This window comes from Sulfurimonas sp. SWIR-19, from assembly GCF_020410885.1.
GTDB classification, from domain to species: Bacteria; Campylobacterota; Campylobacteria; order Campylobacterales; family Sulfurimonadaceae; genus Sulfurimonas; species Sulfurimonas sediminis.
Genome location: NZ_CP084578.1, coordinates 667,216 through 681,276, shown reverse-complemented (window position 1 = coordinate 681,276; position 14,061 = coordinate 667,216). Strand labels below are relative to the sequence as shown.

The following is a 14,061-nucleotide window of genomic DNA, read 5'->3' as shown; positions in this document are numbered from 1 at the left end:
TATGGCGACCTTATGGTATCGCTACGGTTTCAAGCACTTTTTGAATGATTTCATCCGTTGTAATCCCTTCAGCTTCCGCTTCATAGGTGAGCACGATACGGTGACGCATCAACTCTTTTACGATGTAAGCAACATCAACAGGAGTGACAAAGTCTTTGCCGCGCATAAATGCCATCGCTTTGACCGCTTTGAACATGTCGATACTCACACGGGGAGAAGCTCCAAACTGAATGTACTCTTTGACCTCTTCGAGTCCGTACTCTTCAGGATGTCTTGTTGCATTGACTAGTTCTATCATGTACTCTTCCACTTCTTCGTCTACATGTATATCGCGTACAACTTTTTTCAGCTCTTCGAGTTCGCTTTTATTTAAAACCGGATTGATTGTCTCAAAATTTCCGCTTGAGATTCTTCTTGCGATTTCAAGCTCTTCTTTTTTTGTGTTGTATCCAACAATAAGTTTGAGCATAAATCTGTCAAGCTGCGCTTCAGGGAGTTGATAGACACCCTCTTGTTCTACAGGGTTTTGTGTTGCCATGACAAAAAACGGCAGATCAAGCTTGAATGTCGTATCACCGATTGTCACCTGTTTCTCCTGCATCACTTCAAGCAAAGCAGACTGCACTTTTGCCGGAGCACGGTTAATCTCATCTGCAAGTAAAAGGTTTGTGAATATCGGACCTTTTTTTATTTTAAACTGATTGTTTTGCGGGTCGTATATTTCTGCCCCCAAAATATCCGAAGGGAGTAAATCCGGTGTGAACTGTGCCCTCTTAAAGTCAAGCCCCAGAGCTTTTGAAAGTGCATTAACCGTTGTTGTTTTCGCCAGTCCCGGAACACCTTCTATAAGGATATGCCCTTCACACAACAGTGCAATGAGCAATGAATCTATCATCTTTTCCTGCCCGACAACTACTTTTGCAACTTCTTTTTTTACATTCTGTATTTTATTAATCATTTTTATACCTCAATTATTAATATATCTTTTTATTATTATTGTAAGTATATTCCCAAGAAGTAAACGGTTACTAAATATCAATATTTAACACTTTTGAAATGCCCTCTTTTTGTATGAGCGAATGAAGCTTTTTGACAAGATTCTGCCTGGCTATTTTATAGCCCTGGGATGACTGTCCTGTTACATGTATGACATTTTCCCCCAACACTTCTCCTTTATAGTTTTTCGTTACAAAAGATATTTCACTGCGGGCAAGCGTAAAACCGTAGGCAGTCACTTGTTGAATTTTTGCTTTTATAAAAACAGTGTAGTGCATGGTTGATTTCACATTTTTTATGATAAACTTTTTTTTGGTCAGGGCACTTCTGAGTGGTTCAGCCAGACTTTTCACATTGGAATTTACCCAAAAACTTATATGTTTTTGAAGATAATCATACTCTTCATTTACTTTATTCATCCATGCTATATATTTTGTGTCATCAAAGCCTTTATGCAGTACTTTCATCACTATCAGAGCATTCTGTATATATGTAAATGATTTTTTCATCTTTTTATAATATGCCAGACGTTTGAGTGCGTCACGTTTTTGTAAGTGTTTGACTTTACTTCTGTATATTTGTAATTTTTGGTCTAGTTCATTTTTTAAACCTTGAAATAACTTTTGTTTATCGACCTTTATAAGCGCCGCATATCTTTTAAAGCCGAGTTTTTTTACATGAAGTATCTCATATTCGCTGATTTTTATTTTTTCAACACTGCTTTGTGTTTCATTGATATATGTTGCCTCGGAGCTGTTAAGGCTTCCCTCTTTTACAACTGTTTTTGCACGAAAATTTGATGAAACCGTTACATGTAATGTCGAGGCTGCAAGGCTCAAGGCATTCGTAATGGCATCTTGCTGATTTTCACCTTCGCCCAGTGCATAAAGCGTAGAACTGTTAGACTGTGGAGGTTGCAGATACCATGCCGGAAGCTCTTTTTTTGCAACAACAACTCTTTGTTTTGCAGCACAGCCGCCTAAAAGCAGCCCTGAAATAAGAAATAATATGCTTAATTTGTTCATCTGTTTAACTGCTCAAGTGTTTTTTTTCTTTTGGAGATAAGAGAGTTTATTCGAATCACAGCCTCATTAATCTCCTCAACCGGCTCTATCATTAAATTATCCGCATATTCATAGTACTCTTTTGCCTCTTCATATTTCCCCTGAACCTCTTTTATCACACCCAAATCATAAAATGCCACATAGCTTTTCATATTTGTCGAATCAATCAACTCTTTTAAAAAGCGTTCTGCTTTGTCATAGCGCCCCTGCTCTATATATTTTAAAGAGACTTTCAGCAGTCTCTCCTGTTCATCCGTATAATCCAAATCAGGATCCTCAAGTAGTTTTACACGAAATTTTCTGTAATGCGGAGTAAGCTTATAAATAAATGTATCTGCTATATCATCGGCAAGCTTTTGCGCCACCATCATTTTTGACGGAATTGCCCGCGAATCATCTGCACAGTGCTTAAATGAACTTGTTCTGCCTAAAGTATCCGCATAAATGATATCGCCTTTGGCAACATCCACTATTCTCACTTCTGCAGAAAGGCCTATGAGCCGTTTCATACAGCGTACACGGTATGTTTCGAGTTCTGTACATTTTCTATTTGCACAACGGACACGAGGCTCATAAAAATAACTGTCTTCCTTGGTAACAGGGCTTACATTTCCAGAAATAATAGCCTGCGCGCCTATCAGTTCTCCAACCTGAACAATCTTTTCATCATTGACAAGGCCACTGTTTTGCAGTTTTTGTTCTGCTATAACTTTATTTATATCATTTCTGCTGACAACAGTAAAATATTTTTTATTGTTTATCTCAAAATTAGAAAGCTTTGCCTCTATTTTTCTTGAAAGTCCTACTCTGTCATGCGTGAAATCTGTTACTGCTATTACTTTAGTCTGCGATATTCTGTCAATCTGTGCAGGTTCAAGTGCCTGTACAGTGACTTTTTGAGAACATCCGCTCATAAAAACAATAAAAAAAGCCATTAGCGCATTTGTAATATTTTTCATAAAACTCCTCTTTGTGAAACGATTGTAGTTAAAAAGCATTTAATTGTAAATAAATCTATGCTTTCTTATAAAATTTATAAATTTTCACTCTTTTTTCTTGACATATCAATTGTATTTGTCTATAATTTCGACCTCTTAACAATAAGAGGCAAGAGTCCTGTTAGCTCAGCTGGTAGAGCACGTCACTTTTAATGATGTGGCCGATGGTTCGAATCCATCACAGGACACCATTTTTTTGTTATTTGCACTAAAGTTTAAAGCTCGCGTACCTTATGTATGATTCACTTAAAACTTCAGCACAACTAATCAAAAAACAACTACAAAAAGTGGCCCCGTCGTCTAGCGGTTAGGATCCATGGTTTTCATCCATGTTACAGGAGTTCGATTCTCCTCGGGGTCACCAACTTTTCTCACTTTCAAACAATCATTAGAAATTTATGTCATAATAACATTATCCTATAAAGAGGGAATAGAATAGTTATGCATTCATGGATTACACTTTCCCAGGCAGTTGGGGGCATCGGTATTTTTATACTTGGTATGATTATCATGACTCAGGGGTTACATGCTCTTGCCGGAGATGCTATCAGAAACGCTTTAATCCATTTTACAAAAACACCCACTACCGGAGTTATAACAGGAGCCATCAGTACTGCTGTTTTACAGTCATCAAGTGCTACAACAGTTGCCGCTGTGGGGTTTGTATCCGCAGAATTATTAACATTTCCCCAGGCACTCGGTATCATCTTTGGTGCAAATATCGGTACCACTATTACAGGATGGATGGTTGCCCTTCTCGGATTTAAACTCAAGCTGGGCACTATAGTTTTGCCTTTTATACTTGTAGGATCAAGTTTAAAACTTTTTTCAAAAGGAAAAGCAGCGGATATCGGTTTTGCCATTGCCGGATTCGGTCTGATTTTTGTCGGTATCGGTTTTATGCAAGAGGGCATGTCTGTCTATAAAGACATCATTTCACCTGAATACTTTGAGGGAGACTCTTTTATTGGCCGATTTGAGCTCTTCTTGCTTGGAATTCTTGTTACAATTATCACACAGTCATCAAGCGCAGGTGTTGCCGCGACACTCACAATGATTTACGGAGGTGCCATCAGTTTTGAGCAGGGAGCAGCCTTGGTAGTCGGCATGGATGTAGGTACAACAGTCACAGCGGCTTTGGCAACCATAGGTGGTTCTACAGAAGTAAAAAGGACCGGCTTTTCACATGTTGTATACAATATATTTACCGGTATTGCCGCACTTTTTTTAATCGCACCCTACACTATGTTCTTTGAATCTTTCGCGCCCGGTTTTTTAATGCAACAGGCTGAAATTGTCTTAGTACTGTTTCATACTTTTTTCAACTTTTTAGGTGTCATTGCAATTATACCTTTTACAACACCTTTTGCGCATCTTATGGAAAAAATCATACCCGAACCAAAACAAAAGTATATACAGGATTTTGATCCTGCATTACTTGAAAATATCCCTTTGGCTTTGAGTGTTGTGCAAAAATCTCTTGAAAATGAATTCAAAACATTATTGCGGTATATGCTCTATTTGCTTGGGGCGAAAAAAAATGCACACAAAATCAATCTGCATGCTTTTGACAAGCTCTTAGATGAAACACAGACTTTCTTAGACAAAATTCATTTAAAAAATACACAGGATGCAAACTGGCAACGGCTTATCAGTCTCATTCATGTTATTGACCATCTGCAACGGCTTTTTGACCGATGTCGTGAAGATGAGCACAAAGCACTGTTTCTTCAGTCATCACCCTTGTTGGTATTAGAAAAAAAGCAATTTATTGAGCTTATTCAAACAAGCCTGCAGCTCCTTGAACAAACATCTTTACAGGAACTGGCCAATTATACGCAGCAAAACAACAATGAAATTGAGAAGAAAACAGAACAAAAGAGAGAAGAAATAACACTGTTAATGGCCGACGGGACTGTTAGCATAGACGAGGGCACCTACCACTTGGAAGCAGTCCGGTGGCTGCAACGCTCATCAGTACACATTACACGCATTGCATATCATCTTCAGCAGGCACTGCTCAGTGCAGGAAAATAAGATATAATAAGTGCCTGACAAGAATAAAGGAGTCAGTTATGGATAAATTACAAAAATACAAATGTGTATTTTGCGGTCATATTTATGACCCGCAAATCGGTGATGGAAAAAGTGGTATTCCTCCAGGAACAGCTTTTGAAGATCTTCCTGACAATTGGAAATGTCCGGGTTGCGGTGCCGAAAAAGAGTATTTCAAGCCTGTTGAGTAAAACTCTGCTATTGCAAAGAGTATCGAATCGGTACACTTAGCATCATGTCTGTTTTTGGCTTTGGAAACTTTCCTGAAAGCTCAGCGATTGTTTTAATCGCCGCACGCGTCAAGATACCGCTGCTTGAAGATATTGTTGTGATTTGTACAACAGTAGCATCTTTCAGCAGCATAAAGCGAACGGTAACAGAACCCTGTATGCCTCGTTTACGTGCCATTCTCGGGTAGTAGAGGTTTTCTTTTATCAATTGGGCAATCTGTGCCAGATTTTCCTGCAAATACGCTTCTTTCTCACTCACCTTTTTTTCAGCACTTTTTTTTATACTCTTTTCCCTGCGAAGATTTTCTTCTGCAACAGGCATGTTTTTCACCACTTCTTCTACTTTTTTTTCTGGTTTTTCTTCTGATGGTTTTTCTATTCTTTTTTCCGGTTTTGTCTTTTCTTCAGTCTTTGTCTCTTTTATTGTTTCTTTTTTCTTTTTAATCTCTTTTTTTAAAGGAATTTTTTTCTTTATTTTCTTGGGTTTTTCTTGGGTTTTTTGTTTTTTTGGAGGAATAACTTTTTTATGTTGCGGGATTTTTTTTGCTTTTTTTTCAGAAATGACTTTTTTTCTCTCTTTTTGCTTTTTATGTGTTTCTTCAGTCTGTTGTTTTACACATCTCAAATTTACACACACTCTTTTTTCTTCTTCAACAAATGCAGCAGGTAAAACTGCATACTTATAAATGCCCAGCAGGCTCAGCAGAATAAGCGCATGAACGAGCAAAGAGAGAAAAAGAGATTTTGAGTGATTAAGCATACATCATTTTAAATGGCGCGTTTAAATTCAGGATAGGATTCAACACCAACCTCATTAACATCAAGCCCCTCTACCTGAATATCATCCTCTGCTCTGAATGCAACAATCTTGTTGATAATGTATATAACAATATAGGAACTTACAAATGCAAAAACTCCGATGACTACAATCCCTTTGAGTTGTGAAACCAGTGACACTTTATCAACAAAAACACCCACAGCGAGTGTGCCCCAAATACCGTTGACAAGGTGAACAGAAAGTGCACCCACGGGATCATCTAGTTTTAATTTGTCAAACATCGGTACAGCAAAAACAACAAGCGCACCGCCAATGGCACCAATCAGGATTGGTGTATACATGTCATACAAATCAGGTCCTGCAGTAATTGCGACAAGCCCTCCCAATGCACCGTTTAATATCATTGTAATATCTAAAAGCTTATACCGTGCATACATGATAACGGCTGCAATGATTGCACCCGCCAAACCTGCCGTATTTGTATTCATAATCGTTTTTGCAACCGTATCAGCATTTTCGACACTCGAAATAGAACCGACACTGCCACCGTTAAATCCGAACCATCCTATCCATAGAAGAAGTGCGCCAAGAACCACAAGCGGTACATTTGATGCAGGTATCACTTTTATTTTGCCGTCTTTGTATCTGTCTTTTCTTGGTCCCATAATCAAAATCGCAGCCAGCAATGCCCAGCCTCCGGTGGAGTGAATAACAGTTGAACCTGCCAAATCATACATGTCAATATCCAACACTGTTCCCGCAAGAAGATCAGCACCCCAGCTTACATTGACAATCAAAGGATAGATAACAGCACCCATAACAACCGTAAATATCATCAGCGGTATAATTTTTACACGCTCACTCACTCCACCACTCATGATATTTATAGTTTTACCGACAAATGCCATCTGAAACAAAAATGCCGCCCATATACTCATAGAAGAGTTTTCCCAGGAGCCAAACGCAAGAGAGTAACCGACAAGTAAAAATGCCATAGATGCTACCGCATATATCATGGTATTTACCGTTAAAACAGAAGAGACATTTTTTGTTCTTACAAGTCCGGCTTCAAGCATAGCAAAACCTGGGACCATTAAAATAATCAAAACCATAGAAAAAAGTGTAAAGAAAGTATCCAGTATGTATTTGAAATCAGCTTCAGACATTATAAACCTTTAACCCGGATTATGCAATAAAAAACTCAAGAAAGTCTTTATCATTGCACCCAAGGCACAAGCATAGAACCTACTTATTGTTTTCTATTGTATAATCCGGGTTTAAATTGAACTTAAAAGCTGAGTGTAGCAAAATATTTATATTTTAAAAATTAAATCATTATTTTTAAATGCCAAAGAAGTCAATATGTGGATTTTTTACTCCTTGTAAAGGAGTTGGCTTAAGTGCCATAACGGTTAGAGAAGCCAAAGAAAGGGGCAAGTTCCTTTGGCATTATTATTTAGATAGCTTCCTCATCAGTTTCACCTGTACGAATTCTGATAATTTTTTCTATATCACTTACAAAAATCTTACCGTCTCCGATTTTACCTGTACGTGCTGCTTCAACAATTGTTGCTGTAACCTGTTCTACCATGTCTGCTGTAACAACCATTTCCATTTTTATTTTCGGTAAAAAATCAACCACATACTCAGCACCACGGTACAGTTCACTATGTCCTTTTTGACGGCCATAGCCTTTTACTTCACTTACTGTCATACCGTCAATACCGATTTCTGCCAGTGCATCTTTTACATCTTCCAGTTTAAATGGTTTGATAACCGCTTCTACTTTTTTCATTATCACTACTCCAAAGTTTTATTATTTATCAATTGTAACCATTTTTGATTACAAAATCAATACACTAATCCCAAAAAGAGATTAGTTATTCATGTATCTTTCCCCTTGAACAGATTCATCCAGACCCATTGTTTCTTCATCTTCACTTACTCGTGAACCACCAGTCAATGCAGTAGCAACATAGTAAACAACAACAGTACCGATAAGCGTGAACAGTCCAACGATCACAACAGATTCAACTTGAACAATAAACTGTCCCATTCTGTCACCTGATTCTTTCAGCGGTCCGTCCCATAACAGGTCATTGTCTTTTAAAGCCAAAAGACCGGTTGCAAGTGCACCAAACAAACCAGCTAAAAAGTGAACACCGAATGCATCCAAAGAGTCATCATAACCAAGTTTCTTTTTAAGCACAGTCACACCCCAAAAAGCGAATAGTGTTCCGACGATACCAACGATAAAAGCACCACCCACACCAACAAATCCGGCAGCAGGCGTAATAGCAACAAGCCCGGAAACAGCACCTGTAGCAAGTCCCAGTAATGTAGGCTTTTTATAGATAACCCACTCAGCAAGCATCCATGTAATAGCAGCTGCGGCAGTTGCTATCGTTGTAGTCAGGAGTGCTACACCGGCAATGGCGTTCGCTCCAAATGCAGACCCTGCATTGAATCCGTACCAGCCAAACCATAAAAGAGCCGCACCAAGCGCTGTCAAAAGCACTGTAGCAGGTTTCATTGCAGACTTAGGATATCCGACACGCTTGCCAACAAGAACAGCAAGAACCAAACCGGCCAGACCACCATTCATGTGTACAACTGTACCACCGGCAAAGTCTAAAGCACCTAAATCAAAGAGATAGGCACCGTCTCCGCCCCAAACCATATGAGCAACAGGAGCGTACACTACAAGTCCCCAAAGCGCCACAAATACCAGCCATGTAGAGAATTTAATACGCTCTATAACCGAACCTGCAGCAATAGCTACGGTAATAGCGGCAAATGTACCCTGAAACGCCACAAATACATAAGTAGGGTATGTTCCGCTTAAATCGTGCCAGCTGATTCCATTTAGGAATACATTTGAAAATCCACCCATCACATTTTGAACAGCAGCAGAATCTGCCGTACCAAATGCTATCGAATAACCGGCAGCAATCCAAACAACAAATGCAACGACAAACGCTCCAAATACCATTGCATATGTATTGAGTACATTTTTACTTCTTGTCATACCTGCATAAAACAGTGCAAGACCTGCAGGTGTCATAAGTAATACCAATGCAGTTGACATCATCATCCATGCTGTATCACCTGTATCGAGTGTTGCTGTATCCTCCGCAAATACGAATGTTGGTAAAGCAAATAAGAATGCTAATAACCATTTCTTCATGTGAATCCTTTTGTTGAATATTTTCAAAGCAAAGTATAGAATAATTACATCTTTTTTTTCAGCTTAAACTGATTAATTTTTAAGCAGCTTTTACAATTCCTTCATTTTTTATGCAATTGCGCAAAAGTTCATCAGTTTTAAACATTTTATTAAGCGACAATTAGCTAATATATATAAATTTAAATTTTAGGTGTTTCAATGAGCAACTTGTTAAACAATGGTGATATACAAAGTATAAATATAGAAGAAACTCTTCAAAACAGCTATCTTGATTACTCTATGAGTGTTATTGTCGGTCGTGCTCTGCCTGATGTAAGAGACGGACTTAAACCTGTACATAGAAGAATTCTTTATGCAATGGACAAACTCAATCTCTCATTTGGTGCAAAGTATAAAAAATCAGCACGTATCGTCGGTGATGTTATCGGTCAATACCACCCTCACGGAGATACAGCCGTTTATGATGCACTCGTGCGAATGGCGCAGGATTTTTCCATGCGAATGGAACTTGTAGACGGACAGGGAAACTTTGGTTCGGTTGACGGTGACTCGGCTGCTGCGATGCGTTACACGGAAGCCCGTATGACAAAATATGCAGGTGAACTTTTAAAAGATTTGGAAAAAAACACTGTCAATATGATAGACAACTATGACGGTACAACAAAAGAACCGGATGTAATGCCGACACGTGTACCGAACCTTTTGATAAACGGTTCTTCAGGGATTGCGGTCGGTATGGCAACAAACATTCCTCCCCACAACCCTACTGAAATTATGAACGGACTCAAAGCACTCCTGGAAAATCCCAATATCACACTTCCTGAAATCATGGAACATATCAAAGCGCCTGATTTTCCGACAGGCGGCATTATATTTGGTAAAAAAGGGATTATGGATGCCTATGAAACAGGGCGTGGCCGTATAAAAGTACGTGCTAAAACACATATTGAGAAAAAAGGAAACAAAGACGTCATTGTCATTGATGAACTTCCTTATCAGGTAAACAAAGCCCGTCTTATTGAAAACGTTGCCAATTTGGTTAAAGACAAAATGATAGACGGGGTGAGCGAAATCAGAGACGAGTCCGACCGGGACGGTATGCGTGTTGTCATTGAGCTCAAGCGTGACACAATCAGTGAAATTGTTTTAAATAATTTATTTAAACAAACTGCAATGCAGACAACCTTCGGTATCATAATGCTCTCCATTTTAAACCAGGAACCAAGAATTTTTGGTCTTATTGACATACTCAAGCATTTTATCAATCACCGAAAAACTATTATTATCCGTCGTACAATTTTTGATTTGGAAAAAGCAAAAGCGCGTGCACATATTTTGGAAGGTTTGAAAAAAGCGATAGATATTATTGATAAAGTCATTCGTACTATCCGTGCATCCACAAATGAGGAAGAAGCGAAAGAAAACCTGGTAACAGAATTTGATTTTTCAGAAATCCAGGCTGCAAGCATTGTTGCAATGCGTCTTGGTCGTCTTACAGGACTTGAAATTGAAAAAATTGAAAATGAATTGGCAGAACTTATGAAACAAATTGAGTTTCTTGAGTCAATTCTACAAAGTGAAAAAGTGCTGCACGGTATAATAGGTGATGAATTTGATGAAATTTTACAAACATATACCACAAAACGAAGAACTGACATCGAAGATGACTATGATGATATAGACATAGAAGACTTGATTCCCAACGAACCAATGGTTGTCACAATCACACACAGAGGATACATCAAGCGTGTACCGCTTGCAAGCTATGAAAAGCAAAAACGCGGAGGCAAAGGAAAAACTGCTGTCACAACCTATGAAGATGACTTTATAGAAAACTTCTTTACATGTAATACGCACGATACGCTCCTTTTTGTGACCGACAGAGGACAACTCCACTGGTTAAAAGTCTATCGTATCCCTGAGGGGAGTCGTACAGCCAAAGGAAAAGCTGTTGTCAATTTACTTAATTTAATGGCGGATGAGCAGATTCAGTCTATTATTCCGACAACTGATTTCAGCGAAGAGAAATCTTTGGTTTTCTTTACGAAAAACGGCATTGTCAAACGAACAAATTTAAGCGAATTCAGCAACATCAGAAGCAACGGCGTCAGAGCCATTGTTCTTGATGAAGATGATGCGCTCATTACAGCAAAAATTGCGGACAAAAGCATTAAATACCTCTTTATAGTAACAAAACTCGCACAGTGCATCAAATTTGAAATTGAAAAAACCCGTGAACAGGGACGAAGCACACGTGGAGTAAGAGGAATTAAGTTTAAACATGAGGGTGATGAAGTCGTTGATGCAAACATTATAGCAAGTGATGATCAGGAGATTCTGATTGTCGCTGAAAAAGGAATAGGAAAACGTACTGATGCCGGAGAATACAGACTCACAAACCGTGGCGGTTCAGGTGTTATTGCGATGAAGATGACTGCAAAAACAGGCAAGCATATTGTCGGCTGTCTCATGGTAGATGAGGGCATGGATATGATGGCGCTCACAAAAGCCGGTAAAATGATACGTGTTGATATGCAGACAATCTCCAAATCAAGCAGAAACACTTCCGGTGTCTATATAGTAAAAGGGGATGAAGTTGTCAGTATTTCACGCTGTCCGAAAGAGGAAAAAAGCGAAGATGATGAAGAAGAAGACACATCTCCTTCTTTAGACTTGGAATAGTAATTGCTAATAACTAAAATATAAAACCTGGAGTCATACAGACTCCTCCTTTAAGGATATTCTATGAAATACTCTCTAGTATTACTAACATTACTTAGTGTTGTATCTTTTGCAGCACAACCTGCTAAGACTGTAGTAACAGCTATTCCTACCCAAACTGCCAAAACAGTAGTGGCACCTTGCCCTGCTCACAAGATGCAACAACCTTTGCAAAGCGAAGTGCTTTCAGAGAAAAGACCTCTTCTTATCAGTGTCGTCGGGCAAGGTGTTGCACCTATGAATACAACATCTCCCGCACAAGCATATGCTTTGGCAAAACGTGCTGCCATTGCTGATGCATACAGACTTATAGCTGAAAAAGTAAAGGGTGTCAGAGTAGACGGAAAAGACTTGATTAAAAACATGATGGTCAAACGTTCCAGTGTACGAACATCCGTAGATGCAATGGTAAGAAATGCAAATATAGTGGAAACAACATTCAAAGAGGGTTTATGCGAAGTAGAGATGGAAATCACACTTTCTCACTCTCAATTTGTGCAATAATACTTTTTCATTCACTTGCACTCTCTGCAAGTGAATATCTTATTTCCTACAGATATGTCGTAAAAGATGCTTTACTTTATAATCAGGAATTCGAAATATCTCATTCAATGCACAGGTGCAAAGGATTTTCTTCAAATACACTCATTCTCGAATCAGACAACAGTAAAGATTTAAAAAAAATCATTGCACGCAATAATGAAAAATTCATCAACTATATCCAAAAAATTGGTCTGAAAGTACAACATTACGCAAGCACAATAAATTTTCAAAACACCTCAACTACGATTATTACTTTAAAAACAACATGCTTCAAAGTCGATTTTAATGATAATTTTGTTAGAATATCAGCTTTAAAATAGCCGAATAAAAACAGGACTTTTTGTGAAAATAGCCATAGTCGAAGATGATATCAATATGCGTAAATCTCTTGAAATTGCTATGAGCGATTACAAAGAGTTTACAGTAAAAACATTTAAAAATGCCAAAGATGCACTCAAAGTTCTTGATGACAGTTTTGATCTGGTCATTACCGATATCAATATGCCCGGTATGGACGGCATAGAATTTGTCAAAGCACTGGGCGGCAGATACGAAGTTATTATCATGACAGGGAATGCAACGCTTGGTCGGGCTATTGACTCTATCCATCTGGGTGTCAAAGATTTTTTACTCAAACCTTTTGATATAGACACACTTGTCGATGCGATTAAACGCGAGGCAGTTGTCCAAAAAGTAAAAAAATCAGTGCAAAAAAGCAAAAAAACGACGAATGATTTCTTAGGCTCGTCTGAAGCACTTACAAAAGTTTTAGGCATTGCCCAAAAGGCTTCCAAAACAGATGCAAGTATTTTACTTTTGGGAGAAAGCGGTGTCGGTAAAGAAGTTTTTGCTTCTTATATACACAAAAACTCTCCAAGAGCAAAAAAACCCTTTGTTGCTATCAACATGGCGGCGATTCCTGAAAACTTGATAGAGAGTGAGCTTTTTGGCTTTGAAAAAGGGGCATTTACCGATGCGACCGAAGCTAAAGCGGGACAGTTTGAACTGGCAAACGGAGGGACACTCTTTTTGGATGAGATAGGAGAGATGCCCTATGGTGTTCAGGCAAAACTGCTTCGGGCCCTGCAGGAAAAAGAGGTGCGCAGACTTGGCTCTGCAAAAGCCATTAAAATAGATATACGCGTCGTTTCGGCAACAAATGCAAATTTAAACGAGAAGATAGAAAAAGGAGAATTCAGAGAGGACCTGTATTACAGACTCAATACAATTCCTCTCCATATTCCACCTTTGAGAGAAAGAAAAGACGAAATATTGGAAATTGCACAAAAGATGATTGCACACAACTGTCAAAAGTACGGTTTTGATACAAAAAGGCTCTCTGCCGAGGCAGAAAGTGAACTTTTATCATATGCCTGGCCCGGAAATATTCGAGAGTTGCTTTCAGTAGTGGAACGTTCTGTCATACTCAGTGAAACCAATGAAATTCAAAAAGACGAACTTTTTTTAAATAACAGAAAATAGAACAGGA

At 38.6% G+C, this 14,061-nt stretch carries 13 protein-coding genes and 2 tRNA genes; 8 read left to right on the top strand and 7 right to left on the bottom strand.

Annotation, left to right across the window (positions count from 1 at the left end; genetic code table 11):
* Positions 1 to 10: 10 nt before the first annotated feature.
* The 3 genes from LCX93_RS03575 to LCX93_RS03565 form a co-directional block, all read right to left on the bottom strand.
* Positions 11 to 958, bottom strand: coding sequence for an AAA family ATPase (locus LCX93_RS03575; protein WP_226068577.1), 948 nt, complete (start codon positions 956 to 958; stop codon positions 11 to 13).
* 70 nt (positions 959 to 1,028) lie between these two features.
* Positions 1,029 to 2,021 carry an LPP20 family lipoprotein gene (locus tag LCX93_RS03570; RefSeq protein ID WP_226068575.1) on the bottom strand — a complete coding sequence of 331 codons (993 nt, stop codon included), beginning with the start codon at positions 2,019 to 2,021 and terminating at the stop codon, positions 1,029 to 1,031.
* On the bottom strand, positions 2,018 to 3,019 hold the full coding sequence (locus tag LCX93_RS03565) for a CsgG/HfaB family protein (RefSeq protein WP_226068573.1): 1,002 nt from the start codon (positions 3,017 to 3,019) through the stop codon (positions 2,018 to 2,020). The genes LCX93_RS03570 and LCX93_RS03565 overlap by 4 nt, the downstream gene beginning before the upstream one ends.
* A 154-nt stretch (positions 3,020 to 3,173) precedes the next feature.
* Here LCX93_RS03565 and LCX93_RS03560 point away from each other — a divergent pair.
* The 4 genes from LCX93_RS03560 (at position 3,174) to LCX93_RS03545 (ending at position 5,304) form a co-directional block, all read left to right on the top strand.
* Positions 3,174 to 3,249: transfer RNA gene (locus LCX93_RS03560), tRNA-Lys, on the top strand.
* A gap of 98 nt (positions 3,250 to 3,347) precedes the next feature.
* A tRNA-Glu gene (locus LCX93_RS03555) sits at positions 3,348 to 3,422 on the top strand.
* Between the two features lie 77 nt (positions 3,423 to 3,499).
* Positions 3,500 to 5,095, top strand: coding sequence for a Na/Pi cotransporter family protein (locus tag LCX93_RS03550; RefSeq protein WP_226068571.1), 1,596 nt, complete (start codon positions 3,500 to 3,502; stop codon positions 5,093 to 5,095).
* Between the two features lie 38 nt (positions 5,096 to 5,133).
* The gene (locus LCX93_RS03545) at positions 5,134 to 5,304 is read left to right on the top strand and encodes a rubredoxin (RefSeq protein WP_193151418.1); all 171 of its coding nucleotides are present in this window, start codon (positions 5,134 to 5,136) and stop codon (positions 5,302 to 5,304) included.
* A 7-nt stretch (positions 5,305 to 5,311) separates the two neighbouring features.
* Here the strand turns inward: LCX93_RS03545 and LCX93_RS03540 are convergent, their stop codons facing one another.
* From LCX93_RS03540 to LCX93_RS03525, 4 genes are all read right to left on the bottom strand, one after another.
* A complete protein-coding gene (locus tag LCX93_RS03540) occupies positions 5,312 to 6,103 on the bottom strand; it encodes an energy transducer TonB (RefSeq protein ID WP_226068569.1) in 792 nt (263 codons plus the stop codon).
* 8 nt (positions 6,104 to 6,111) lie between these two features.
* Positions 6,112 to 7,287: an ammonium transporter gene (locus LCX93_RS03535; RefSeq protein WP_226068567.1), complete on the bottom strand. Its 1,176-nt coding sequence runs from the start codon at positions 7,285 to 7,287 to the stop codon at positions 6,112 to 6,114.
* 290 nt (positions 7,288 to 7,577) lie between these two features.
* Positions 7,578 to 7,916, bottom strand: a complete 339-nt coding sequence (locus LCX93_RS03530; RefSeq protein ID WP_151900817.1) for a P-II family nitrogen regulator — start codon at positions 7,914 to 7,916, stop codon at positions 7,578 to 7,580.
* An 81-nt stretch (positions 7,917 to 7,997) separates the two neighbouring features.
* Positions 7,998 to 9,308 carry an ammonium transporter gene (locus LCX93_RS03525; RefSeq protein WP_193151415.1) on the bottom strand — a complete coding sequence of 437 codons (1,311 nt, stop codon included), beginning with the start codon at positions 9,306 to 9,308 and terminating at the stop codon, positions 7,998 to 8,000.
* Positions 9,309 to 9,506: 198 nt separating this feature from the next.
* On the opposite strand from LCX93_RS03525, the gene gyrA reads away from it, so the two are divergent.
* From gyrA to LCX93_RS03505, 4 genes are all read left to right on the top strand, one after another.
* The gene (gene gyrA / locus LCX93_RS03520; RefSeq protein ID WP_226068565.1) at positions 9,507 to 11,990 is read left to right on the top strand and encodes a DNA gyrase subunit A; all 2,484 of its coding nucleotides are present in this window, start codon (positions 9,507 to 9,509) and stop codon (positions 11,988 to 11,990) included.
* A 63-nt stretch (positions 11,991 to 12,053) separates the two neighbouring features.
* Positions 12,054 to 12,533 carry an LPP20 family lipoprotein gene (locus LCX93_RS03515; protein WP_193151413.1) on the top strand — a complete coding sequence of 160 codons (480 nt, stop codon included), beginning with the start codon at positions 12,054 to 12,056 and terminating at the stop codon, positions 12,531 to 12,533.
* Positions 12,482 to 12,892: a hypothetical protein gene (locus LCX93_RS03510; protein WP_226068563.1), complete on the top strand. Its 411-nt coding sequence runs from the start codon at positions 12,482 to 12,484 to the stop codon at positions 12,890 to 12,892. Before LCX93_RS03515 ends, LCX93_RS03510 begins: the two co-directional genes overlap by 52 nt.
* Before the next feature lie 22 nt (positions 12,893 to 12,914).
* Positions 12,915 to 14,054, top strand: a complete 1,140-nt coding sequence (locus tag LCX93_RS03505; RefSeq protein ID WP_226068561.1) for a sigma-54-dependent transcriptional regulator — start codon at positions 12,915 to 12,917, stop codon at positions 14,052 to 14,054.
* Positions 14,055 to 14,061 lie beyond the last annotated feature (7 nt).

What these genes read in the sequence shown, in the direction of transcription:
- LCX93_RS03575 (WP_226068577.1), bottom strand. Translation starts at nt 958, where the DNA reads ATGATTAATAAAATACAGAATGTAAAAAAAGAAGTTGCAAAAGTAGTT.
- LCX93_RS03570 (WP_226068575.1), bottom strand. Translation starts at nt 2,021, where the DNA reads ATGAACAAATTAAGCATATTATTTCTTATTTCAGGGCTGCTTTTAGGC.
- LCX93_RS03565 (WP_226068573.1), bottom strand. Translation starts at nt 3,019, where the DNA reads ATGAAAAATATTACAAATGCGCTAATGGCTTTTTTTATTGTTTTTATG.
- LCX93_RS03550 (WP_226068571.1), top strand. Translation starts at nt 3,500, where the DNA reads ATGCATTCATGGATTACACTTTCCCAGGCAGTTGGGGGCATCGGTATT.
- LCX93_RS03545 (WP_193151418.1), top strand. Translation starts at nt 5,134, where the DNA reads ATGGATAAATTACAAAAATACAAATGTGTATTTTGCGGTCATATTTAT.
- LCX93_RS03540 (WP_226068569.1), bottom strand. Translation starts at nt 6,103, where the DNA reads ATGCTTAATCACTCAAAATCTCTTTTTCTCTCTTTGCTCGTTCATGCG.
- LCX93_RS03535 (WP_226068567.1), bottom strand. Translation starts at nt 7,287, where the DNA reads ATGTCTGAAGCTGATTTCAAATACATACTGGATACTTTCTTTACACTT.
- LCX93_RS03530 (WP_151900817.1), bottom strand. Translation starts at nt 7,916, where the DNA reads ATGAAAAAAGTAGAAGCGGTTATCAAACCATTTAAACTGGAAGATGTA.
- LCX93_RS03525 (WP_193151415.1), bottom strand. Translation starts at nt 9,308, where the DNA reads ATGAAGAAATGGTTATTAGCATTCTTATTTGCTTTACCAACATTCGTA.
- gyrA (WP_226068565.1), top strand. Translation starts at nt 9,507, where the DNA reads ATGAGCAACTTGTTAAACAATGGTGATATACAAAGTATAAATATAGAA.
- LCX93_RS03515 (WP_193151413.1), top strand. Translation starts at nt 12,054, where the DNA reads ATGAAATACTCTCTAGTATTACTAACATTACTTAGTGTTGTATCTTTT.
- LCX93_RS03510 (WP_226068563.1), top strand. Translation starts at nt 12,482, where the DNA reads ATGCGAAGTAGAGATGGAAATCACACTTTCTCACTCTCAATTTGTGCA.